This is a genomic window from Actinomadura flavalba DSM 45200 (assembly GCF_000374305.1).
Taxonomy (GTDB): Bacteria; Actinomycetota; Actinomycetes; order Streptosporangiales; family Streptosporangiaceae; genus Spirillospora; species Spirillospora flavalba.
Map to the genome: position 1 here is coordinate 228355 of NZ_KB894093.1, position 21481 is coordinate 249835.

16 protein-coding genes and 1 pseudogene are annotated in these 21481 nt (G+C 73.0%); 12 read left to right on the forward strand and 5 right to left on the reverse strand.

Going from position 1 to position 21481, the window contains the following annotated elements; genetic code table 11:
* The first annotated feature begins 103 nt into the window (after window positions 1-103).
* The 4 genes from C229_RS0101070 to C229_RS0101085 all read left to right on the forward strand — a co-directional run bounded on the left by C229_RS0101070 (window position 104) and on the right by C229_RS0101085 (window position 4564).
* A complete protein-coding gene (locus C229_RS0101070; protein ID WP_018653228.1) occupies window positions 104-1303 on the forward strand; it encodes a helix-turn-helix domain-containing protein in 1200 nt (399 codons plus the stop codon).
* Window positions 1304-1370: 67 nt separating this feature from the next.
* Window positions 1371-2888: an aldehyde dehydrogenase gene (adh, locus tag C229_RS0101075; protein ID WP_018653229.1), complete on the forward strand. Its 1518-nt coding sequence runs from the start codon at window positions 1371-1373 to the stop codon at window positions 2886-2888.
* On the forward strand, window positions 2888-3283 hold the full coding sequence (locus tag C229_RS0101080) for a DUF779 domain-containing protein (protein WP_018653230.1): 396 nt from the start codon (window positions 2888-2890) through the stop codon (window positions 3281-3283). Before adh ends, C229_RS0101080 begins: the two co-directional genes overlap by 1 nt.
* 48 nt (window positions 3284-3331) lie before the next feature.
* Window positions 3332-4564 carry an acetyl-CoA hydrolase/transferase family protein gene (locus C229_RS0101085; RefSeq protein ID WP_018653231.1) on the forward strand — a complete coding sequence of 411 codons (1233 nt, stop codon included), beginning with the start codon at window positions 3332-3334 and terminating at the stop codon, window positions 4562-4564.
* 17 nt (window positions 4565-4581) lie between these two features.
* On the opposite strand, the gene C229_RS28985 is transcribed toward C229_RS0101085, so the two are convergent.
* The gene (locus C229_RS28985; protein WP_018653232.1) at window positions 4582-4752 is read right to left on the reverse strand and encodes a CsbD family protein; all 171 of its coding nucleotides are present in this window, start codon (window positions 4750-4752) and stop codon (window positions 4582-4584) included.
* A 140-nt stretch (window positions 4753-4892) separates the two neighbouring features.
* Between C229_RS28985 and C229_RS0101095 the strand changes: the two genes are divergently transcribed.
* Window positions 4893-6428, forward strand: a complete 1536-nt coding sequence (locus C229_RS0101095) for a CDP-glycerol glycerophosphotransferase family protein (RefSeq protein WP_155884522.1) — start codon at window positions 4893-4895, stop codon at window positions 6426-6428.
* The gene (locus tag C229_RS28990; RefSeq protein WP_018653233.1) at window positions 6425-7903 is read left to right on the forward strand and encodes a glycosyltransferase family 39 protein; all 1479 of its coding nucleotides are present in this window, start codon (window positions 6425-6427) and stop codon (window positions 7901-7903) included. Before C229_RS0101095 ends, C229_RS28990 begins: the two co-directional genes overlap by 4 nt.
* Here the strand turns inward: C229_RS28990 and C229_RS28995 are convergent.
* Window positions 7891-9411, reverse strand: coding sequence for a stealth family protein (locus tag C229_RS28995; protein WP_169513802.1), 1521 nt, complete (start codon window positions 9409-9411; stop codon window positions 7891-7893). The genes C229_RS28990 and C229_RS28995 overlap by 13 nt on opposite strands.
* A gap of 175 nt (window positions 9412-9586) precedes the next feature.
* On the opposite strand from C229_RS28995, the gene C229_RS0101110 reads away from it, so the two are divergent.
* The 4 genes and pseudogenes from C229_RS0101110 to C229_RS0101125 form a co-directional block, all read left to right on the forward strand.
* Window positions 9587-10726, forward strand: a complete 1140-nt coding sequence (locus C229_RS0101110; protein WP_018653235.1) for a glycosyltransferase — start codon at window positions 9587-9589, stop codon at window positions 10724-10726.
* Window positions 10727-10749: 23 nt separating this feature from the next.
* Window positions 10750-14172, forward strand: a complete 3423-nt coding sequence (locus C229_RS29000; protein ID WP_018653236.1) for a bifunctional glycosyltransferase/CDP-glycerol:glycerophosphate glycerophosphotransferase — start codon at window positions 10750-10752, stop codon at window positions 14170-14172.
* Between the two features lie 721 nt (window positions 14173-14893).
* Window positions 14894-15559: a pentapeptide repeat-containing protein gene (locus C229_RS0101120; RefSeq protein ID WP_018653237.1), complete on the forward strand. Its 666-nt coding sequence runs from the start codon at window positions 14894-14896 to the stop codon at window positions 15557-15559.
* 112 nt (window positions 15560-15671) lie between these two features.
* Window positions 15672-15803 (forward strand): annotated as a pseudogene (locus C229_RS0101125) (IS5/IS1182 family transposase); the annotation flags it as partial.
* Between the two features lie 140 nt (window positions 15804-15943).
* On the opposite strand, the gene C229_RS0101130 reads toward C229_RS0101125, so the two are convergent.
* Window positions 15944-16759: a GNAT family N-acetyltransferase gene (locus C229_RS0101130; RefSeq protein WP_018653239.1), complete on the reverse strand. Its 816-nt coding sequence runs from the start codon at window positions 16757-16759 to the stop codon at window positions 15944-15946.
* 668 nt (window positions 16760-17427) lie between these two features.
* Between C229_RS0101130 and C229_RS33945 the strand changes: the two genes are divergently transcribed.
* Window positions 17428-17967: a hypothetical protein gene (locus tag C229_RS33945; protein ID WP_155884523.1), complete on the forward strand. Its 540-nt coding sequence runs from the start codon at window positions 17428-17430 to the stop codon at window positions 17965-17967.
* 585 nt (window positions 17968-18552) lie between these two features.
* Here the strand turns inward: C229_RS33945 and C229_RS0101135 are convergent.
* Window positions 18553-19062 carry a CRISPR-associated endoribonuclease Cas6 gene (locus C229_RS0101135; RefSeq protein WP_240487040.1) on the reverse strand — a complete coding sequence of 170 codons (510 nt, stop codon included), beginning with the start codon at window positions 19060-19062 and terminating at the stop codon, window positions 18553-18555.
* Between the two features lie 1048 nt (window positions 19063-20110).
* On the opposite strand from C229_RS0101135, the gene C229_RS0101140 reads away from it, so the two are divergent.
* On the forward strand, window positions 20111-20395 hold the full coding sequence (locus tag C229_RS0101140; protein WP_155884524.1) for a hypothetical protein: 285 nt from the start codon (window positions 20111-20113) through the stop codon (window positions 20393-20395).
* On the opposite strand, the gene C229_RS0101145 is transcribed toward C229_RS0101140, so the two are convergent.
* Window positions 20328-21374: a hypothetical protein gene (locus C229_RS0101145; protein WP_018653242.1), complete on the reverse strand. Its 1047-nt coding sequence runs from the start codon at window positions 21372-21374 to the stop codon at window positions 20328-20330. The genes C229_RS0101140 and C229_RS0101145 overlap by 68 nt on opposite strands.
* Window positions 21375-21481 lie beyond the last annotated feature (107 nt).

Consider the following 21481-nt stretch of genomic DNA (forward strand, 5'->3'; position numbering starts at 1 on the left):
CGTTTGTCACCCCACGAGTACGTCCACCGCGCGTGCGATCTGGGTCACATCGGGGCATGATGGGCGCAGGGCCGGTTCGCGGCGGCCCGGAGGAGCACGGCGGATGGGTGACGACGGCGCCCTCGACCTGCGCAGGGCGGAGCTGGAACGGGAGTGGTCGCGGCGCGTGCCGACCGGACGGCCGCTCGCCGACGGACGCCTCGTGCGGACCGAGATCGCCCAGTCGTGGGCGCGGTCGCTCGCGCAGGTCGATCCCGCGCGCACCAGCGCGCCCGGCGAGGACGACGTCACCGCCCGCTGGCGCGGATCGCCGCTGCGCACCCCCGTCGAGGAGCTGGCCGCCGAACTGCGCGCCATCGCCGACGACGCCGGGTTCGTCGCCGCCGTCACCGACGAGTCCGGCACCATCCTGTGGACGTGCGGCGGCCGCGTCATGCGCAACCGCGCCGAACGCGTCAACTTCGCCCCCGGCGGGCGCTGGGACGAGACCGGCATGGGCACCAACGCGCTGTCGCTGGCGCTGCGCGACGGGCGGCCCGCCCGCGTCTTCTCCGCCGAGCACCTGGTCGCCGCGCTGCACGGCTGGGTCTGCTACTGCGCGCCGATCCGCACCGCGCAGGGCCGCACCCTCGGCGTCCTCGACCTGTCCACCACGTGGGACCGCTCGCACCCGCTGGCGATGGCGACCGTCCGCAGCCTCGCCACCGCGATCCAGGCCCGGCTCGGACCCGCCGCCCCCGCCGGACGCGTCCGGCTCGACTGCCTCGGCACCGCCCGCGCCGTCCGCGACGGACGTCCGCTGCCGCTGCGTCCCCGGCAGATCGAGATCCTCACCCTGCTCGCCCTCGAACCGGACGGCTTCTCCCCCGCCCGCCTCCGGCACGCGCTCTACGGCGACCGCCCGGTGAGCGACGCCACGCTGAAAGCCCACGTGTCCCGGCTCCGCGCCACCCTCGGCGGCACCCTCGCGACCCGCCGCTACGCGCTCACCGAGCCCGTCGCCTGCGACGCCGCCGCCGTCCTGGAAGCCCTCGCGGCCGGTGACGCCGCCACCGCCGTCGCCCGGTACACCGGGCCGCTGCTGCCCGAGTCGGACGCGCCCGGCCTGGCCGAGTGGCGCGACCACCTGGAGGTCGCCGTCCGTGCGGCGGTGCTCGCGTCGCGGGACGCGTCCGTCGCGCTGGCGTACGGCGAGCGCAGCCCGTTCGACGCCGCCGTCCACGAGCACGCCCGCCGCCTGCTGCCGCCCGGCGACGCCCGGCGCGGCCTGGTCGCCGCCCGCCTCGCCGCCGCGCGGACCTGAGCGGCAACCTTCCGGCAACCTGCGCGGCGCATCGTGGCCCTCCCACCCCAGTGAGCGAGGAGGCGTCATGGTCTACGCCAAGCCGGGCACCGACGGCAGCATCGTGCAGTTCCGCGAGCAGTACGACAATTTCATCGGCGGCGAGTGGACGCCGCCGGTGGACGGCCGGTACTTCGACGACCCGTCCCCGGTGGACGGCCTGGTCTTCACCCGCGTCGCCCGCTCCACCGCCGCCGACGTCGACCTGGCGCTCGACGCCGCGCACGCCGCCGCCGAGAAGTGGGGCCGCACCCCGGCCGCCGAACGCGCCCTCGTCCTCAACCGGATCGCCGACCGGATCGAGGAGAACCTGGAGCGGCTCGCCGTCGCCGAGGCGTGGGAGAACGGCAAGCCGGTCCGCGAGACGCGCGCCGCCGACCTGCCGCTCGCCGTGGACCACTTCCGCTACTTCGCGGGCGCGATCCGCGCGCAGGAGGGCGGCATCAGCCAGATCGACGACGACACCGTCGCCTACCACTTCCAGGAGCCGCTGGGCGTCGTCGGGCAGATCATCCCGTGGAACTTCCCGATCCTGATGGCGGTGTGGAAGCTCGCGCCCGCCCTCGCCGCCGGGAACTGCACCGTCATCAAGCCCGCCGAGCAGACGCCCGCGAGCATCCTGCTGCTGATGGAGCTGATCGCGGACCTGCTGCCGCCCGGCGTCGTCAACGTCGTCAACGGGTTCGGCGTCGAGGCGGGCAAGCCGCTGGCGTCCAGCCCGCGCGTCGCCAAGGTCGCGTTCACCGGCGAGACGACGACCGGCCGCCTGATCATGCAGTACGCGTCGCAGAACATCATCCCGGTGACGCTGGAGCTGGGCGGCAAGAGCCCGAACATCTTCCTGCCGGACGTCACCGCCGCCGACGACGACTTCCTGGACAAGGCCGTCGAGGGGTTCGTGATGTTCGCGCTCAACCAGGGCGAGGTGTGCACGTGCCCGTCGCGGGCGCTCATCGCCTCGTCGATCTACGACGAGTTCATGGCGCGCTGCCTGGAGCGGACGAAGGCCATCGTCACCGGGAACCCGCTCGACCCCGCGACGATGATCGGCGCGCAGGCGTCCAACGACCAGTACGAGAAGATCCTGTCCTACCTGGACATCGGGAAGAAGGAGGGCGCCGAGGTCCTGACCGGCGGCGGCCCCCGCACGGTCGAGGGCCTGGAGGGCGGCTTCTACGTGGAGCCGACGATCTTCAAGGGCACCAACGACATGCGGATCTTCCAGGAGGAGATCTTCGGCCCGGTCGTGTCGGTGACGACGTTCGACTCCCCCGAGGAGGCGCTGAAGCTCGCCAACGACACGCTCTACGGCCTCGGCGCCGGCGTCTGGACCCGCGACGGCTCGGCCGCCTACCGCTTCGGCCGCGCGATCAAGGCGGGCCGCGTCTGGACGAACTGCTACCACGCCTACCCCGCGCACGCCGCGTTCGGCGGCTACAAGGCGTCGGGCATCGGCCGCGAGAACCACGCGATGATGCTCGACCACTACCAGCAGACCAAGAACCTGCTGGTCAGCTACTCGCCGAAGCGGCTCGGGTTCTTCTGATGACCGGCCGGGCGGAGCGGGTCGCCCTCACCGAGGCGGCCCGCTCCCTCCTGGAGACGCTGATCGCCGCGCACGGACCGGTGATGTTCCACCAGTCGGGCGGCTGCTGCGACGGCAGTTCCCCGATGTGCTTCCCGCGCGGCGAGTTCCAGGTCGGCGCTGCCGACGTGCTGCTCGGCCACGTCCACGACGGCACCCCGTTCTGGATGAGCACGAGCCAGTACGCGTACTGGAAGCACACCCACCTCACGGTCGACGTCGTCCCGGGCCGGGGAAGCGGCTTCTCCCTGGAGGCCCCCGAGGGCGTCCGCTTCCTGCTGCGCTCCCGCCTCCTCACCGACGCCGAGTCCGCCCGCATCGACGCCGAACCCCCACTGCCCACCGGCGACGCCTGAGCGGCGCGTATCTTGATCGTCGGGCCGACGATCAAGGGGAGGTGCGGCATGCGGGTCGTCACCGAGGCGCGGCTGGCCGCCGTGCTCGCGGGACTGCCGGGGAACCCGCGCGTCGTCGCCGGAGGCAACTTCGGGACGCCGTGGCGGACGCTCGGGCTGCTCGACGCGACCGTGGCCGAGTACCGGCTGTTCATGCTGAACGCGCAGGACGGCGTGCCCGACCGGGACGGCGTCGTGCTGGAGACGCCGTTCGTCGGGCCGGGGATGCGGCGGCGGAAGCGGCTGCGGTACCTGCCGTGCCGGCTGTCGCTCGTGCCGCTGCTGCTCACCGGGACGCTGCCGCCGGACGTGGTCGTCGTCCAGACCTCGCCGCCCGTGGACGGGACGGTGTCGCTCGGCGTCGAAGTGAACATCCTGCCCGCCGCGATCGAGGCGGTGCGGGCGCGCGGCGGCGTCGTCATCGCCGAGACGAACCCGCACATGCCGTACACCTACGGCGACGCGGTCCTTCCGGTGGACGACATCGACTACGCGATCGAGGGCGGCGACCCGCTGCCGTCCCCGGCGCCGCGCGAGCCCGGCGCCGTCGCGCACCGCATCGGGGAGCGCGTCGCGGGGCTCGTCCCCGAGGCGGCGACGCTCCAGATCGGCATCGGCGCGATCCCCGACGCCGTCCTGGCGTCCCTCGCCGACCGGCGCGGGCTCGCGGTCTGGTCGGAGATGTTCAGCGACGGCGTGCTGGCGCTGGAGAAGTCCGGCACGCTCGACCCCGGCACCCCGATCGTGGCGTCGTTCGCGTTCGGCACCGCCGAGCTGTACGCGTGGATGGACCGCAGCGACCGCGTCCGGATGCTCCGCACCGAGAAGACCAACGACCCGGCGCTCATCGCGCGCCATCCCCGGCTCGTCTCCGTCAACAGCGCCGTCCAGGTGGACCTGTTCGCGCAGGCCAACGCCGCCCGCGTCCGGGGCGCCGTCCATTCCGGATTCGGCGGGCAGAGCGACTTCGTGGTGGGCGCGCTGCACTCGCGCGGCGGCCGGGCGATCATCGCGCTGCCGTCGTGGCATCCGCGCGCCGACGTCTCCACCATCGTCGCGCGCCTCGACGGCCCGGCGACGTCCTTCCAGCACAGCTACATCGTCAGCGAGCAGGGCACCGCCGCCGTCTGGGGGCAGGACACCCTCTCCCAGGCCGCGCAGCTCGTGGAGCAGGTCGCCCACCCCGACGCGCGCCCCCGTCTCCGCGAGCAGGCCCGGACACTCGGGCTGCCGCTGGACTGACGGGGGCGCGCGGGCGGTCAGTCGAAGAGGTCCTTCACGCGGTCCCCGTTCTGGCCGACGTCGGCGCGGGCCTGCTCGGCGCGGCCGTCGGCCTCCATGCGGCCGCTGCCGACGGTCTTCCCGGTGACCTCCATGGCCTTGCCCTTCAGCTCCCGCAGCTTGTTGCTGGCCTTGTCCTCAAGACTCATCGTTCTCCCCCGGTCGCGTGGTCGGTCTCCTACGTGCCCCGAACGGCGGCATCGACACCGGTCAGATGCGGGGTCAAATCTCGGCCCGGGAACGCCCCAGACGTGATCAAGTGCCCGGCGGGCCGGTTGATGCTGGTGGGGTGAGTGCTTCCAGCGATGCCGCCGCCCGCCCCGCCGTGACGGTCGTCGTGCGGGGCCGTCCGGGCGCGGCGCTCGACCGCTCCGTCGCCTCGGTGCGCGCCCAGGCGCTGCGCGCGGTGGAGGTCGTCACCGGCGACGGCCGCGGCACCGGCGAGTACGTCCTGTTCCTCGACGCGGGCCGCGAACTCGACCGCCACGCCTGCCGCACCCTCCTCGCCGCCCTGGACGGCACCCCGGCCGCCGTCGCCTGCGCCCACGGCCCCGGCGACGACGCGGCCTCCCGCGATCCGTCCGCCCGCCTGTACCGCCGCTCGTTCCTGGAGGAGACCGGCACCTGGCCCGCCGACGACGCGGGCTCCGCCGCCCTCCGCGCCGCCGGGCCGGACCGCGTCGTCCTGCTGCCCCACCGCCTCGTCCGTCCCGCCGCCGCACCGCCCGAACGGCCCGGCCAGCGGCTCCACCCGCGCGTGCGGCGCGGCATCCGGCTCGCCGGGGTGGGGCGCGCACTGTATCGGCGCGTGTTGCGGCGGCTGCCCGTGCGGCGGGGCAGCGTCGTGTTCGAGAGCCGGGGCGGGCGCGCGTACGAGGGCGGGCCGCGCGAGGTCTACGAGGTGCTGCGGGCGAGCGGCTACCGGGGGCGGATGGTGTGGGCCGCGCGGGACGGCGCGTCCGGCTTCCCGGCGGGGGTGCGGGTCGTGCGGCGGCTGTCCCTCGCGCACTACCTCGCGCTGGCCCGGGCCCGGTACTGGGTGACCGACCACCCGCTGCCCGCGCACCTGCGCAAGCGGCCCGAGACCGCCTACCTGCACCTGCCGCCCGAGTCCCCCGTCGCGTACACCGGCCTGGACGACCCGGCGGTGAAGCTGGCGTCGCGGGCCGAGCGGCGGCGCCTGCGGCGGGCGGCGGCCCGCATCGACCTGGTGGCCGTCGGGTCCGCGCACGACGAGGAGACGCTCGTCCCCGCGCTGGGCTCGTCCGCCGAGGTGCTGCGCACCGGCCGCCCCGGCAACGACGCGCTCCTGGACGGCCGCGCCGCCGAACGCGCCGCCACCGCCGCCCGCGCCCTCGGCGTCCACGAGAAGGTCCGCGTCCTGTGGGCGGCCCCGGCCGTCCCCGATCTCGGCCCGGCCGCGCTCGCCGCCCGGCTCGGCGCGGAGTTCGCCGTCCTGCCGTGGGAGGACGCCGTCCGCGCCACCGACGCCACCACGGCTCTCGCGCTCGGCGACGTCCTGGTCACCGACGCCTCGCCGCTGGTGTTCCGGCACCTCCTGCTCGACCGCCCGATGGTCCTGCTCGACCCCGGCCCGCCCGCCCGGCGCACCGGCGTCTACCTCGACCTGTCCGACGAGGTCCCGGGCCCCGTCGTCCGCGACCTCGACGCGCTGACCGGCGCCGTCCGCGACCGCGACCACGCCCGCCACCGCGAGGCCCGGCACGCCTTCGCCGCCAAGCACGCCACCTACGAGCGCGGCGACGCCGCCGCCGAACTCGCCCGCCGCGTCTTCGCCCACGAACCCACCCCGCCGGAGCCATGACGGCCTCCGCCCTGCCGCTGCCCGCCGTCCGCGCCCGCCTCGACGCCGTCACGGTCGCGGCCGTCCCCGCGCTGATCGCGCTGCTGCTCGGGCTGTGGAGCACGGGCCGCCCGTCGCTGTGGACGGACGAGATCGTCACGGTGGACGTCGCGCGCCGCTCCCGGGAGCAGATCTGGGCGCTGCTCGGCAACGTGGACGCCGTCCACGGCCTGTACTACCTGCTGATGCACGAGTGGACGAACCTCGCCGGAACGTCGCCCACCGCGCTGCGCCTGCCGTCGGTGCTGGCCACGGTGCTGACGGCCGCCGCCGTGGGCCTTCTCGGCCGGGCCCTGTCCGGTCCCGTGACGGGCCTGGTCGCCGGTCTCGTCTTCGCCGCCCTGCCCGTGACGAGCCAGTACGCCCTGGAGGCCCGCTCCTACGCGCTGGTCGCCGCCGCCGCGACGGTCACGACGCTCGTCCTCGTCCACGCCCTGAGCCGCCCCGCGTGGTTCGCGGCCTACGCCCTGGGACTGACCGTCGTGGGCGCCCTGCACCTGTTCGCGGTCCTCCTCGTCCCGGCCCACCTGGTCATCGTCCTGGGCCTCCGGCCCGCCGGGAAGGGGCGCGGCGCGGTGTTCCTCGCGTGGGTCGCGGCGACCGGGGCGGCGGGGCTCGCGCTGACGCCGCTCGCGCTGGTCGCGGCCGGGCAGCGCGGGGCCGTCGAGTGGATCCGGCCGCCGGACGCCGCCATGCTCGTGCGGGTCGTCACGGGGGTGACCGGGGGCGTCGCCGCGACCGCGCTCGCGGCGGCGCTGTGCGGGTGGGCGCTGGCGCGGTCGGGGGCGGGGCGGCTGCTGTGGGTCGCGGTGCCGTGGCTGGTGGTGCCGCCGGTCGCGCTGCTGGGCCTGTCGCTGCGCGAGCCGATGTTCGTCGGCCGCTACGTGCTGTACGCCGTGCCCGCGCTGGCGCTGCTCATCGCGGCGGGCGCGGTGTCCCGTCCGCGCGCGGTGACGGTCCCGGCGGCGGTCGCGCTCCTGCTGGCGTGCGCCGTGGCGCAGCCCGCCGTCCGCCGCCCCGACAGCAAGTGGCACGACGTGACGCCGGTCGTGCGGGCCCTGTCGGCGCACTCCCGTCCCGGCGACGGCTTCCTCCTCACGCCGTCGGTCACCCGGGGTCTGGCCGCCGCCTACCCGAACGTGTTCGCCCCGCTCACCGACCTGGCCCTGCGCACCCCCGCCGCCCGCCGCGCGTCCCTGCGCGCCCGCGACGTCCGCGCGTCCGAGCTGGCCCGCCGCCTCCGCTCGGCCGACCGCGTCTGGCTCATCCGCCGCCTCAACGGCGACCCCCGCACCGCCGCCGCGGCGGCCCGGCGCGAGCAGGCCGTCCGCCGCGCGGGCCTGACCACCCGCAAGGCCCGCTGGACCGCCAAACGCATGCGCCTGACCCTCTACGAACGCCCCGCCCACGCCGCGCGGGTGCCTCACGTCGGGTGAGAGCCGCGTTCCCAGGGGGCGGGGATCGGGAAGTAGCGGGGCAGAAAGGACGCCACGGCGGCCGTCTTCTCGTCTTCGGTCAGGTCGCCGGTCGCCAGGTCGTTGAGGCAGAACGCGTCGCGGTCGCGGGCCGTCAGAAGGCGTTCCAGCGTGGGCAGGGCGTCGGCGCGGCCCAGCGGGATCGTGTCGCAGGACAGCGAGCCGTCCACGGCGGCGCCCGTGCGGCGGCCGTGGTGCTGGTAGAGGGACGACACCGGCGCGATGTCGTGGCGGGAGCGGACGCGGCTGGCCGCCGTCGCCGCGAAGGCCGCCGGGAAGCGCGCCTCCAGGTCGGCCAGGACGCTCCGGCGCAGCGCGTAGGGCGCGTGCTTGAACGCGCACGTCGTCGTGCTGCCGAACTCCGACTCCACCAGTGCCCGCGCGTTCTTCGCCGCCGCGATCCACGTCGGATCGCCCTCGGCCACGGGTCCGGGGGGAATCGTCGTCGGTGACGGGAAGCAGCGCGCCACCCCCGCCGGTGTGAAGAACCGTTCGGGACGCAACGGGCGCCCGAGGAAGAAGTCGTCGTTCAGGTACAGGAAGTGCTCGGCGAGCCCGTCGATGTGGTGCAGCCGCGTCTCGATCGCGTGCGAGTTGTAGGTGGGCAGCGCGGACGGGTCGGTGAACACGTCGCGATGGTCGACGACGCGGACGCGCGGATGCGCGGTGTCCAGCCACGCGGGCACCTGCGCGTCCGTGACGATCCACACGCGCCCGATCCACGGCGCGAACATCGCCAGCGACCGCAGCGAGTACCGCAGCTCGTCGCGGCTGAGGTAGCGGGCCGGGCCGCCGTCGGCGCGGTGCGGACGCCGCTCGCCCAGCGCCGCCGCCCGCCGCGACAGCCAGGCCGGGTCGGCGCCGTCCACCCAGGTGTACACGGCGTCCACCGCGAACCCGACCTCGTCACTGCGCGGCCGCACGAACGCCTCCAGCGACGGATACCGCCGATCCCCCACGGGCAGCGCGGCGGGCACCTGCGCGGCGGCCGGGACGTCGCGTCCGATCGGCGTCCCGCACGGCGCCCGCAGCGCTCCGTCCCCGGCGACGGACCAGAACTCCAGGTCGCAGCCGCAGTCCGCCCCGAACGCCAGCTCCGCCGAGGCCGCCACCCGCCGGAACAGCCGCACCCCGTACCCGTCCGGGTCGGTGAGGTCGGCGGCCGGGACGGCCCGCGCCCCGTCGGTCCCCAGCAGCCGCGCCCGCATCGACGCGGCCTCCGGGCACCCCGCCACGGCCGCCAGCGCCGCGCGCCGCGACGGCTCGCGCACCACGACCCGGTGCCGCACCCCCGGCACGCGCAGCACGAGGTACGGCACACCGGCCGCCTCCAGCGCGTCCGCGACGACTTCGAGGTTCAGCCGCGCCACGTCGTGCGGCCCGAGATCCGTCCGCGTCCGCGCCGGAGCGGCCTTCACGACCGGAGCGGCCCGTACCGACCGCACCGCCCGCCCCATCAACCCGCGCATCCGCCCGGCCACCACCGAACCCCCCGAAAACGACCTCCCTTCCCTTCTTGCCGCAACCCGAGGCTTGATCATCCGTGTCGTGCCAAGGTTCCGGTCGGCCTTGTTCAACTCGCGTTACACGTGTCCGACATGCGCTCATAACCCCGTCCAGATGCCCACAGGAAGGGAGCGGCGGGTGGGACGCGACATCTTCCTCATCTGCAACAACATCGAGATCATGGGCGGCGTCCAGACATGGGCGCATTTCATGGGACGGCTGTTCACCGAGCGCGGCCACCGCGTCCACCTCATCGGCATGGTCCGCCCGGCCTGGACGCACGACCACGGCCCCGCCCCGTACGCGACGACCGTCCTGCACGCCGAGGCGCCCGGCGGCACCTGGGAGCCGCAGGGCCTGCGCGACCGCTTCCACCCCGACCGCCGCGCCCGCCGCGCGGAGCGGTGGCGCGGCGTCGCACGCCTCGCCGCGATCCTGCGGAACGCGCGGCCGGGCGCCGTCGCCGTCGTCGCCGAGGTCTGGTCGATGGAGTGGGTGCAACGCGCCGCGCCGCCCGGAATGCCGGTGATCGGAATGGTGCACGAGTCGCACGCCGCGTCCAAGCTGGCCCGCCGCCACGGCCGCATCCTGCGCCACTTCGCCGACGCCGACCGCCTCCTCGCCCTGACCTGCGCGGACGCCGACGCCTTCGCCCGCGACGGCCTCACCAACACCGGCCACCTGCCGAACCCGCTGCACATCGTCCCCGACGGCCGGGCCCGCCTGGACGCCCCCGTCGTCGTCCGCCTCGGCCGCCTCGACTACGACAAGGGCCAGGACCTGCTGCTGGAGGCGTGGTCGCTCGTCGCCCCGGCCGCGCCCGCGTGGACGCTCCGCGTCCACGGCGCCGACAAGTCCGGCGGACGCGAGGAACGCCGCCTGCACGAGCTGGCCCGCGACCTCGGCATCGCCGACAGCGTCGAGTGGCCCGGCCGCACCACCGCGATCGGGCCCGCGCTGCGCGCCGGTTCGGTCTTCGCGCTCACCTCCCGCGAGGAGGGCTTCCCGCTGGCGATCATGGAGGCGATGGCGCACGGCCTGCCCTGCGTCGCCTTCGACTGCGCCCCCGGCGTCCGCGAGCTGATCACCGACGGCGTCGACGGCCTGGTCACCCCGGCGGGCGACGTCCCCGCCTTCGCCGCCGCCCTGCGCGCCCTCATCGACGATCCCGCCCTGCGCCGCTCCCTCGGCGCCGCCGCCCGCACGTCCGTGCGGCGGTTCGACCCCGACGCCATCGCCGCCCGCTGGGACCGCGAGTTCGACCTCGTCCACCGGTGACCCGCACGGAAAGGAAAGGCCCTATGCAGCCGACGCTCAGTGTCGTGGTCCCGTTCTACGACGTCGCCGGGTACATCGACGACTGCCTGGCGTCGCTGGCCCGCCAGACCCTCACCGACCTCCAGGTGATCATGGTGGACGACGGCTCCACCGACGACAGCGTCGTCACCGCCAAGGAGTACGCGTCCCGCGACGACCGCTTCGTCCTGGTCCAGCAGGACAACGCCGGCCTCGGCCCGGCCCGCAACACCGGCGCGGCCCACGCGACCGGGACGTACCTGGCGTTCGCCGACAGCGACGACATGCTGCTCCCGCACGCCTACGAACGCATGGTCGGCACCCTGGAACGCACCGGCTCGGACCTGTGCACCGGCGCCGTCGAACGCTTCGACGCCGACCGCGTCACCCGCGCGTCCTTCTACGGCGACGCGTTCCGCCGCGCCCGCACCCGCACCCACGTCTCCGCCGACCGCGCCCTCCTGCACGACCGCACCGCGTGGAACAAGGTGTTCCGCCGCTCCTTCTGGGACGAGCACGGCTTCGCGTTCCCGACCGGCGCCTACGAGGACGCCCCCGTCACCATCCCCGCCCACGTCCGCGCGGACGCCGTCGACGTCCTCGCCGACCCCGTCTACCGGTACCGGGTGCGGACCGGCGGCGGCCCGTCCATCACCCAGCGCCGCACCGAGATCTCCAACCTGCGCGACCGCGTCGCGTCGGTGTCGGCCGTGTCGGCGTTCCTGCGCGCGCACGCCCCCGACCTCAAGGACGAGTACGACCGGACCGTCCTCAACGACGACCTCATGCTGTACGTCAACGTCGTCGAGGAGGCCGACGACGCCTACCGCGCCGAGCTGTGCCGCCGCATCGACGGCTACCTGCGCGGCGTGCGCCCCGGCCTGCTCCGCGAACTGCCCGCACTGCCACGGCTGAAGTACCACCTGGCGTGCGCCGGGCGCGCCGCCGACCTCGTCACCGTCCGCGAGCTGGAACGCTGCGGCCTCCCGCTCGCCCCCGCCCGGCCGCGCGGCCTGCTGCGCCGCCGCTGGTACGCGGGCCTGCCGTTCCGCGACGACCCGGCGATCCCCGCCGCCGTCCACGACGTCACCGGCGAACTGACCGTGCGCGCCGGGATCGACGCCGTCGCGTGGACCGGCGACCGGCTGGAGATCACCGGCCATGCGCACATCGCCGGGCTCCCCATGACCGCCGACGACCGCATCGACGTGTGGCTCCGGCACGGCTCGTCCAAACGCCGCGTCGCGCTGCCGATCCGGCGCATCCGGACGCCCGACGCGGGCCAGCCGTCCCTGCCCTGCGACCATGCCGGATTCGTCGCCACCGTCGACCCGGCCGCGCTGCGCCGCGTCCCCAAGTGGCGGTCGGCGGACTGGCGCGTCGTCGTCGCCGTCCGCGCCGGACGCGGCCGGTCCCGCGTCCGCCGGGCCGCGACGCTGCGCCGCTTCGGCCCCGCCGCCACCTGGACCCGCGCGCGGCACCTGGCGGACGGCGTCCGCGTCCAGGTCGTCCCGGCCGACGACGGGCGGGCCGTCGTCCGGCTCCGCCACCCGCGCGCCGTCGCGACCGGCGTGTCCGGCGACGCGGTCACCGGCTACGTGCGCGGCGCGACCGGCGACGACGACGCCGTGACGATCCGCTGCCGCGAGCGCGACGCGACCCGCACCGTGCCCGTCGCGTACGGGACGCCGGACGACGGGCGCACCCCGTTCCGGTTCGTCCTGCCCGACCTGGACGGCGACGCGTCCGTGCGCTGCGACGTCTCGCTCGTCATCGCGGGCAAAGCGGTACGGATCGGCGTCGGGGACGCGTTCGCCGACACCGTCCACGGCCCCACGACGGTCACGCGGACCCGGTACGGGAACCTCGTCCTCGCGCAGAACCCGCGCCGCGTCCTGGTGACCGGCGTCGCGTGGGACGGCGGCGACCTCGTCGTCACCGGCACCGGCGTGCCGCCCGCCGCGCTCACCCTCGCCCGCCGCCGCTCCGGCCACCGCCACACGTTCGCCGCCGCCCTCGACGGCGACCGGTTCGCCGTCCGGATGCCGCTGGCCGCGCTGCCCGCCGCCGAGGGCGTCCTGCCGCTGTTCACCGGCACCTGGGAGATCGGCGCGCGCGACACGTCCGGCGCCCCGCTCGACCTGACCGTGGCGCGCGACCTGCTCACCGTCCTGCCGCCCGAACGCACCGTCGGGCCGATGGCGTACCGCGTCCGGCCGACGCGCGGCGACGAGGGCCTGCACATCGCCGCCGCGCCCGCCTTCCAGCCCGAGGAACGCGGCCCGTACGGGCGGCGGGTGCTGCGCGAGCACCGCTACCCGGTGTGGCGGCGCCGCCCGCTGCGCGACCTCGTCCTGTTCGAGAGCTACTTCGGCTGGCAGGCGTCCTGCAACCCGCGCGCGATCTGCGACGAGTTCCGCCGCCGCGACACCGGCCACGACCTCGTCTGGGTGCGCGGCGACCGCCCGTTCCCCGCCCCGCCCGGCACGCGGACCGTGCAGCGGTTCTCCGCCGAGTACTACGAGCTGACCGCGACGGCCCGCCTCATCGTCAACAACGTCGCGCAGCCGCCCTGCTACCGTCCCCGCGACGGCCAGCGCTACGTGCAGACCTGGCACGGGACGCCGCTGAAGAAGGTCGGCTTCGACACCGACTGGACGCGCGGCGAACGCCGCGACCAGCGCTACCGCGAGCTGGCGCACGACGTCGCCCGCTGGGACCTGCTCATCACCCAGAACCCGTTCAGCACCCGGGAACTGGCCCGCGCGTTCCGCTACGACGGCGAGATCCTGGAGAGCGGCTACCCGCGCAACGACGCCGCCCACCACCCCGACACCCGCGACGCGCTCCGCGCCGACGTCCGCCGCCGCCTCGGCATCCCGGACGGCAAACGCGCCGTCCTGTTCGCCCCGACCTGGCGCGACCACCTCCAGACCGACCGCCACGGCCTCGCCGTCCACCACCTGGGCCTGGACCTGGAACGAGCGGCGTCGGCCCTGGCCCACGACACCGTCCTGCTGCTCCGCTCCCACCACCTGCTGAACACCGAGCCGCTACCGTCCCTGCCGGGCTTCCTGGTAGACGTCTCGGACCACCCCGACATCACCGCCCTCTACGCGGCCTCGGACGCCCTGATCACCGACTACTCATCCGCGATGTGCGACTTCGCGGGCCTACGCCGCCCGATCCTCCTGTACACCCCGGACATCACCGACTACCAGACGTCCGTCCGCGGCCTGACCCTGAACCTGACCGAACAAGCCCCCGGCCCCCTCTACACCAAGGGAGACGACCTAATCGAAGCCCTAACCGACCTAGACGCCGTAGCGACCTCCTCCAAACACCGCCTCCACACCTTCGCCACCACCTACGCCCCCCACGACGACGGCCAAGCCACCACCCGCGTCGTGAACCACCTACTCACCTAAGACCCCCAGCACCCCCTTCAACGCACAAACCAACAACCCCACACCACACAAAGCCCCATGCCACACCCACCCAAAACGTTGCCCCTCTCAGGGGCGATGGGGACGCCAGCGGCGCCGGGCGAACCCTGGCGAAGATGACGTTGCGACCCCTCTCAGGGGCGATGGGGACGCGAGCGGCGCGGGCTACAGACCGCCGGCGCCCTTGCGTTGCGACCCCTCGTAGGGGCGATGGGGACTTCGGCCTCCCGGCCGGGCGCCAGCACGTCGAGCGTGTTGCGACCCCTCGTAGGGGCGATGGGGACATGGCCATCGCGCCGGGAACCTACGCGTGCGTGATCAGTTGCGACCCCTCGTAGGGGCGATGGGGACCGACTCATCCGCCACATCGCCCGCGGCGTCCACCAGTTGCGACCCCTCGTAGGGGCGATGGGGACCCCACGGTAAAGTCGCAGCTCAACCACCCGCGAAACCGCAAGTTCTCGTGGCAGTTTTCAGCGACCCTCCGGTCGTGTCGCAAACCCCGGTGTGTCGCTGAAATCCGGAGCTCAAGTCCGTGCTCAGCGTACGCCGGTCAGGATGGCTTCGGGTCACCATGTCCGCAATGGGGCCTCGCCTGAAGCGCCACCCAGGCGCCGACGCGCACCCGACAGTCCGACGACCCGTCCGCCACAAGCATCACCGACGAGCCAGCATCCACGCGACTGACTTGTAAGGTCGCGCCATGCAGACTGGTCGCCCCCTCCGAGAGCCGAAAGCACCCGAGATCCCCACGTCCCTGACACCGGCGACCGCCGCCGACACCGAGCTGGTCCACGACGGGAAGTACCTCTCGCTCGCCTACGGCCCGGTGACGATCACCGCCGAAGACGTGGAGGACCCCGACTTCGAGCGCTGCCGGTTCGAACAGACCTACCTGCCCGCGATCGTCCTGCACCGTGCCGGGTTCGCCGACGTGGAATTCACCGGATGCGACATGGCGAACGCCCGCCTGTTCAACTCACGGATGTTCAACGCTGCCGTCACCACCTGCCGGATGACCGGCCTCCAGCTCACCGAGGCCGGACTGCGCGACGTCACCTTCGAGGGCTGCCGCGCCGACCTGGCCAACTTCCGCTTCGCCCACCTGCGCGACGTGGTCTTCCGCGACTGCAACCTGTCCGAGGCCGGCTTCCAGAACGCCGAACTAACCCACGTCCGATTCGAGCGCTGCAAGCTCACAGCGACCCAATTCAGCAACGCCCGCATGAACAACGTGCACTTCTCCGCCTGCGACCTCAACGGCGTACGAGGCATCACCAGCTTCGCAGGCGCAACCGTCTCCAACAACGACGCCATGGGCCTACTGGACGCGATGGCATCAGCCCTGGGCATAACAATCGAGAACTAACCCACCGTCTCCCGGTTCCACCACCGCGAAGCCCAGCGTCTTAGGGATGGGCCGCATGACGGCCTACCGTAGGACCCCGGCAGCGCCGCTGCGGACGACTCCGACGACGACCAACCGCTCCTATAAACAGGTCAGGGCCTGTGTCGAGCACGCCTTCTTGCGCGACTGCCGCCTGAGAGGCGACGGCGTGCACCACGCGCTGCTCGGCATCGCGCGCCTGCACAACTCGGCCCTGGTGGGCTGAGAGGGCATTCTCTCGCTCCGACCACCATGTGCGGTTTTCGCTTGTCAGGCATGAGTCCCATCGGGGCGATGCCCCGAGCGTAAAGCGTTGCCGATGGACTACCAGGCGTTGGTGAGGAGCGGAGCGGTTGCCATGACGGGTCAGGGGGTGAGGGCGTACTCGATGAAGTGGCCGCAGACGGTGAAACCGAGGCGGCGGTAGACAGGTTCCCCGTCGGCGGATGCCTGTAGCACCACGGTCTCGTAGCCCGCGTCCCGGGCGGTGTGCAAAGCGGCCGCGGTGATGGTGCCGCCATAGCCGCGGCGGCGGTCGGTGGCGAGTGTGGCGATGTTGTAGATGCCGACGACGCCCGCGTGCAGGAAGACCTCGGCCGAGCAGACGGGACGGCCATCGACGTAGCCGACCAGATAGCGAGCGGGACAGTCGGCGGTGAGAGCCGAATCGGCGGCGTCGGCGAAGAACTGGCGCACCGTGGCGGCGGGCGGGTTCCAGTTCGCGGCGAGGACCGTGGCGTAGTCGGCAAGCTGTTCCGGAGTGATGGCCGGACGGATCTCCAGGCCGTCGACGTGTGCGTCGGGGAGGGGGTCGCGCAGGTCCTTCCACATGCCCGCCTCCGTTTCCGACGCCTCCAGGCCGGCGGCCCGAAGGTGCTCGGCGAGATCGTCCGGCGTGGAGGCGGGGCCCACCCACCAGGAGAAGGGGCGGCCGGTGGCGGCCAGGGTTCGGGCCGTCTCCGCAGCGCCTGCCGGGGCTGTGCCCGGCGTGAAGCGGGCCGTCGCGACGATGTTGAAGGTGTCGTCGTCGAGACCACTGTCGGCTATGAGCAGGTCGCCGGTCTCGGTGACGGACGCGCCCTTCAGGGTTCGATGCAGGTGGCAGGCGTGCTCGGCGAGATTCTGCTCCATCGCGAGCGGAAGTTCGGATTCGTTGACGGACAGGATGTGCACGGACCTCATGATGAATCATCCCAGCGTGCCGTCTGGGAGGCTCGCAGGTGCTTTTCCGGGCCTGCGAACGGGCTGACCAGGAGCTGTCCGCTGAACCATGCCGACAGCACAGGCACGGTGTAACGGGTCGCGCGGCTAGCGCGCGAGCCTCGTGGCTCACGCCTCGGACGAGGCTCACCCAGGACGCCACAGTGCCCACACAACCACCCAGCCAGTTCCCCGCTGCCCGTCGGATCAGCTCTGACAGACCGGGCATGGTTTCGGGACGACCCCTAGGGTCGACGAGCCCAAACCAGCCACACTGCGAAGCCGGATGGCTATTCCTCGCGTGTGAAGCTCTGTCCTCAGCGCAACGGAAGCCGACGCAGAGGCGTTCGCGTCCTGACGAACGCGGCGCCGAACTGCTGCTCTTACGAATCCTCACCCAACGCGAGGAGAAAACGTGCATCGCCGTCGCTTCCGACGATTGGTTCGGCGGTCCGGCTAGGCATCGACCGAACGACAACTCTGCACCGTGACGGTCGACCGCAGCATCTTCACACTGCGTGATCATCGAGACCGGCACCGAGTCCTATCGGCTCGTCCACACCTACGCCCGCCGAGCCCAGAACCCTGCCGACCCACGGCGCACCGATATTCAAGAGCGGTCTCACGCCCGGTGATGCGACACTCCCCGGATGACCGCCGATCCCGACGAATGGGACTACCTGCGAGGCCTTGAGCTACTCGCACGCGAACTCGTCGCTCGAGCAGACGATGAAGGCTGGCTCAGCTACGAGCCCGGACCCGACGACGCCACACCGCTCCAACGCACCATTAGCAAGATCGCCAAGTCGGCGCGGCACTACCACTTCGAAGGCGACGGCTGCCTCGACGAAGACCGACCATTCATCAGCCTCGGAGGTGCCGCGCTGATCAGACCTGAATCATTGCTCGGCCCCATCTACGAGCAACTCTGCCAGCTCTTGGGAGTTGCACCACGTTCCGAGGGATGGGCACTTTGGTACTCGTGGGACAACCGACAACGAGCCCACACCCTCGTTACCAATCGAATCGCCACCACCGAAGGACTCTTGGAGAACTGGTCCCGCGGCATCAGCACCAACCCGACAGCACCCGACCCCGCACACATCACCGCAGTGGTCCGTGGCTGGAGGGGACCCGTCATCCTCTCACCCGACCACGCCCGCGTTCTCGACCTCCCGCCCCGCACCTGATCCGCCTGACCGAGACCCGACAGGCGAGAGGCAAGCTCAATTTGGGATACCATCCCGCCAAGATCACTAATCGAAGTGAATACCCGCGCTAATCCAATGCGGCCATGCATTCTCCTGGTCAACCTGCCCGGGGCCGCCAGAAGTTGCCATCATGCCCGGCACCATGTTCACCAATAAGACTCGCGATGGCCACAGGCCCTTTAAGGCGATGATGCGCAACTCCAGATTGCCCGCGTTGCGCCGCCTTCCGCTGTGCGGTTCTCCTCTAGCAATCAGGACGGGACCATCGCTGCCGCGACGCTCCATCCCCCGCAGGGTGATCGGGACAGCGTAGGACGCCTCACTGCCGCCTCTGTGCCGTGACGCGACCCTCCCAGGGCGATGGGGACCCGGAGATCGTACTCGTAGTCGGTGCGAATCGCCCGGCTGCGACCCCTCCCAGGGCAATGGGGGGGCAGCGCTGTTCCGGTTCGCGTTACGACCCCTCGTAGGGGCGATGGGGACTCCACGGTAAAGGCGCAGCTCAGCCCAGGATTAGAGTCGTGGATTCTCGGTGTGTTCTTCAGCGAGCCGCCGGTTGTGAGGTCAGGCACCGATCCAGCCCATTCCCGTGCTGTTCGCCTGGCCGAGCCCCCAGGAATGGAGCGCCGACAACGTCTCCGGCGGCCCCGACACCGTGATCTCGACGCACGCGCCCGGCTTCCTGCCCCCGGCGCCGCGACTGCTCCCCACCGCGAACGACCGCTTCGCCCCGACCCATCCGACGCCCTCGACGCTGACGTCCGGATCGAGATTCACGGTCTCGGCCTTGCGGCGCAGATTGTTCTGCACGAACACTTCCCATTCGGGATCGCTTGGAAGGCACCATGCCTGCCGCGTCGTGCGCGTTCCGTGCTCGTCCCGGCCCGAACCCTTCATCACCACCGGCGTCTCGGTGCGGAACGTCGCCCGCCCGGACGGAAACGCCGGCGCGTCGACGGGCTGAATGTCGTCCACGATGAACGCCGTCGCGCCCCACGCGATCACCGGCATCGACGCGAGGGCAGCCGCCCACGCCTCAACGACGGCGAGCAACGGACTGCCCAGTTCGAGCACCCCCGGCCCCTCCGAGGGATAAGCGCCCCGGCGCTTCCGCGCGGCCGGGAACACCGGGGCGCCGTACCCGAACGGCACCATCCCGTGCGGACCCCAGCCCTTCTCGTGAATCACACTTCCCAGCTCAGGCGCACCCCGCTCCAGCAGCGCGTAACAGAGGGGACGACCGGGCGCCAGGACGTCGTCCCAGGGCAGCTCACGCGCACTCGTGTGGAAAGACACTCGCAATCGCATCTGACTCATTCCTCTCTATGTCCGGACGTGCGACGACGCTTCGATCAGTTCTCTCGTTACGCGCCGCGTGGACGCGGCCACCACTCACGTCCACGCACGGGCCGAAGCTAGCGCCCAGGGGCGACTTGTCGGTCTACTTCAACGAAAAACTGGATACTACGGACCGAGATGTCGGGCGATATACCGTTCCGAGCCCAACGCACCACGCCCCCTCCCAGCGGCATTCACCCGCGTACAGCGCGACCGGCCTCCGCGCTCGCCATGTACAGATGGACGAACGGTTTCAGCGACACGCCGGGGTCCACGACACGACCAGAGGCCCGCCGAAATCCGGCCAAGATCCGCCCACCTCACTCCACGCGCGAGCTGGTGCTTTACCCTGGGGTCCCCATCACCCCTTCGAGGGGTCGCAGCACGCTGTGGTGAGCGCCGTGCGGATGTATCCCCGCGTGCCCATCACCCCCTTCGAAGGCCGCAACGCGCGCAGTGCCCGGTTGATGCGGATGTAGCCCGCGTCCCCATCACCCCTTCGAGGGGCCGCAAAGTCTCGCTTTCTGGAGGGCGCCGTGCTTCTTATCGTGGGCGGGGACGGTGGAGGCGGTGGGGGTCGTCCATCTGGGTGGGGTGTCGGCTTGGGGGTTGAAGGACGGAGTCTCGGCATGGGGCGGGTCACGCTCGGTTCGGGCGGATGAGCGACTACGCGCGACGGGTTCGCGCGCGGCCGTACGGTCCTCGGGACGTCACGGCGGGAGGCGTGCTGGCGTTCTTTCATGGGCCTTTCGCGGTGCTGACCTTCGACGGGGGCGGGGGTGCGGTGACGGTGCGTGCCGCCGCCGACGTCGGTGACGGGGGCGCGTCCGGCCTTGTCGCGGTGCTGAGCGCCGCCGCCCGAGGGGAGGCCGCCGAGCTGGAGCGGCCCGATCGGCTCGCGGCGGACGGCGGCGCGGTGCCGGTCCGGTTGGGATGTGGTCCGTGCGGGGAGGGTGTCGCGTTCGACGTCCGGGTCGTCGGGCGTGGGGCGACGGTCGTGGTCAGCCTCGCCGAAGCCGGGCGGCTCGCGGCGGCGGCACGGCGCTGGGCGGCGGCGACGTCGCCGTGAGGCGTGCCGTCCACTCCAGGCCCGCCGCCGCGACGAGGCCGGCCAGCCTGCGGACGAACCGCCGCGCCGCCCGATCCCCGAGGCGCAACCGGTGGACGGCCGCCGCGACGGGGTCGCCGTGCCCCTCGATCCCGGCCGCGCACACCTCCGCGACGACCGCGCGATAGGCGGGCCGGACGACGAGGCGGCGGAGCGTCGCGCGGGCGTCGTCCCGGTCGGCGGACACCGTCTCCCACTCCCCCGGGTCGCTCGGTGCCGCCGGGACGACGCCGATGTTGGCCGCGTGGAAGCCCGGGTTCACCGCGTGCAGGCGCGAGAGCGCGGCTCCCTGCATCCGGGCGGCATCGCGCCGGGTGAGGCCGTGGCGCTCGCGCAGGTCGTCCGGAACGTCCAGGTCGGCAGCGCCGCGCCGGACGCGGAACACGGTCGCGACCAGCAGGTCGACCGCGACCGGGTCGGTGCGCAGCGGCGCCGCCCAGCCGGCCGTCCGCAGGTCGCGGTCCGGGCGGGCCGCCGCGCCGCGCGCGACCGCGTCCGCCCGTCGGACCCGCTCCTCCAGGTGCAGCAGCGGATAGTGGACGAGCTGGAACCGGGCGGCGCGCACCCACGCCGGTTCTTCCCCGGTCTCCGTCCGCAGCACCGATGCGAACGCGTCGGCGTTCTCGTCGGCGGCCTCCGGCGCGGTCAGGTGCGCGCAGACGACGGCCATCTCCCGCACGGCCGCGCCCTGCCCGGTGCGCGGAGGGTTCCCGGCGAGCGCCGCCCGCAACCGCGAGAACGATTTCATCAGCAGGTCGTCGGCGGTGGCGTCGCACTCGTCGCACCATCCGCCGCCCGGACCCCGGCAGGGCCGGACCGGATGCCGGGCGCGGCACAGCGCGGGACGCGCGGCGGCGCGCAGGGCCGGGCCGACCAGGACGTAGAAGGCCGGGAACGCGATCGCGTCGTCGAGATCGGCCAGATGGGCGACAGCCCGCATGCTGTTCCTCCTGAGGGGCACGAAGAACAGGCCGCGCTTCGGACGACGTCGCGAAACGGGCCTACCTCAGGAGGGCGCGGAGCCCTCGGAAACGCTCTCGGGCCGAG

Coding starts and splice junctions, on each gene's coding strand:
- C229_RS0101070 (WP_018653228.1), top strand. CDS start 104: ATGGGTGACGACGGCGCCCTCGACCTGCGCAGGGCGGAGCTGGAACGG.
- adh (WP_018653229.1), top strand. CDS start 1,371: ATGGTCTACGCCAAGCCGGGCACCGACGGCAGCATCGTGCAGTTCCGC.
- C229_RS0101080 (WP_018653230.1), top strand. CDS start 2,888: ATGACCGGCCGGGCGGAGCGGGTCGCCCTCACCGAGGCGGCCCGCTCC.
- C229_RS0101085 (WP_018653231.1), top strand. CDS start 3,332: ATGCGGGTCGTCACCGAGGCGCGGCTGGCCGCCGTGCTCGCGGGACTG.
- C229_RS28985 (WP_018653232.1), bottom strand. CDS start 4,752: ATGAGTCTTGAGGACAAGGCCAGCAACAAGCTGCGGGAGCTGAAGGGC.
- C229_RS28990 (WP_018653233.1), top strand. CDS start 6,425: ATGACGGCCTCCGCCCTGCCGCTGCCCGCCGTCCGCGCCCGCCTCGAC.
- C229_RS28995 (WP_169513802.1), bottom strand. CDS start 9,411: ATGCGCGGGTTGATGGGGCGGGCGGTGCGGTCGGTACGGGCCGCTCCG.
- C229_RS29000 (WP_018653236.1), top strand. CDS start 10,750: ATGCAGCCGACGCTCAGTGTCGTGGTCCCGTTCTACGACGTCGCCGGG.
- C229_RS0101120 (WP_018653237.1), top strand. CDS start 14,894: ATGCAGACTGGTCGCCCCCTCCGAGAGCCGAAAGCACCCGAGATCCCC.
- C229_RS0101130 (WP_018653239.1), bottom strand. CDS start 16,759: ATGAGGTCCGTGCACATCCTGTCCGTCAACGAATCCGAACTTCCGCTC.
- C229_RS33945 (WP_155884523.1), top strand. CDS start 17,428: ATGACCGCCGATCCCGACGAATGGGACTACCTGCGAGGCCTTGAGCTA.
- C229_RS0101145 (WP_018653242.1), bottom strand. CDS start 21,374: ATGCGGGCTGTCGCCCATCTGGCCGATCTCGACGACGCGATCGCGTTC.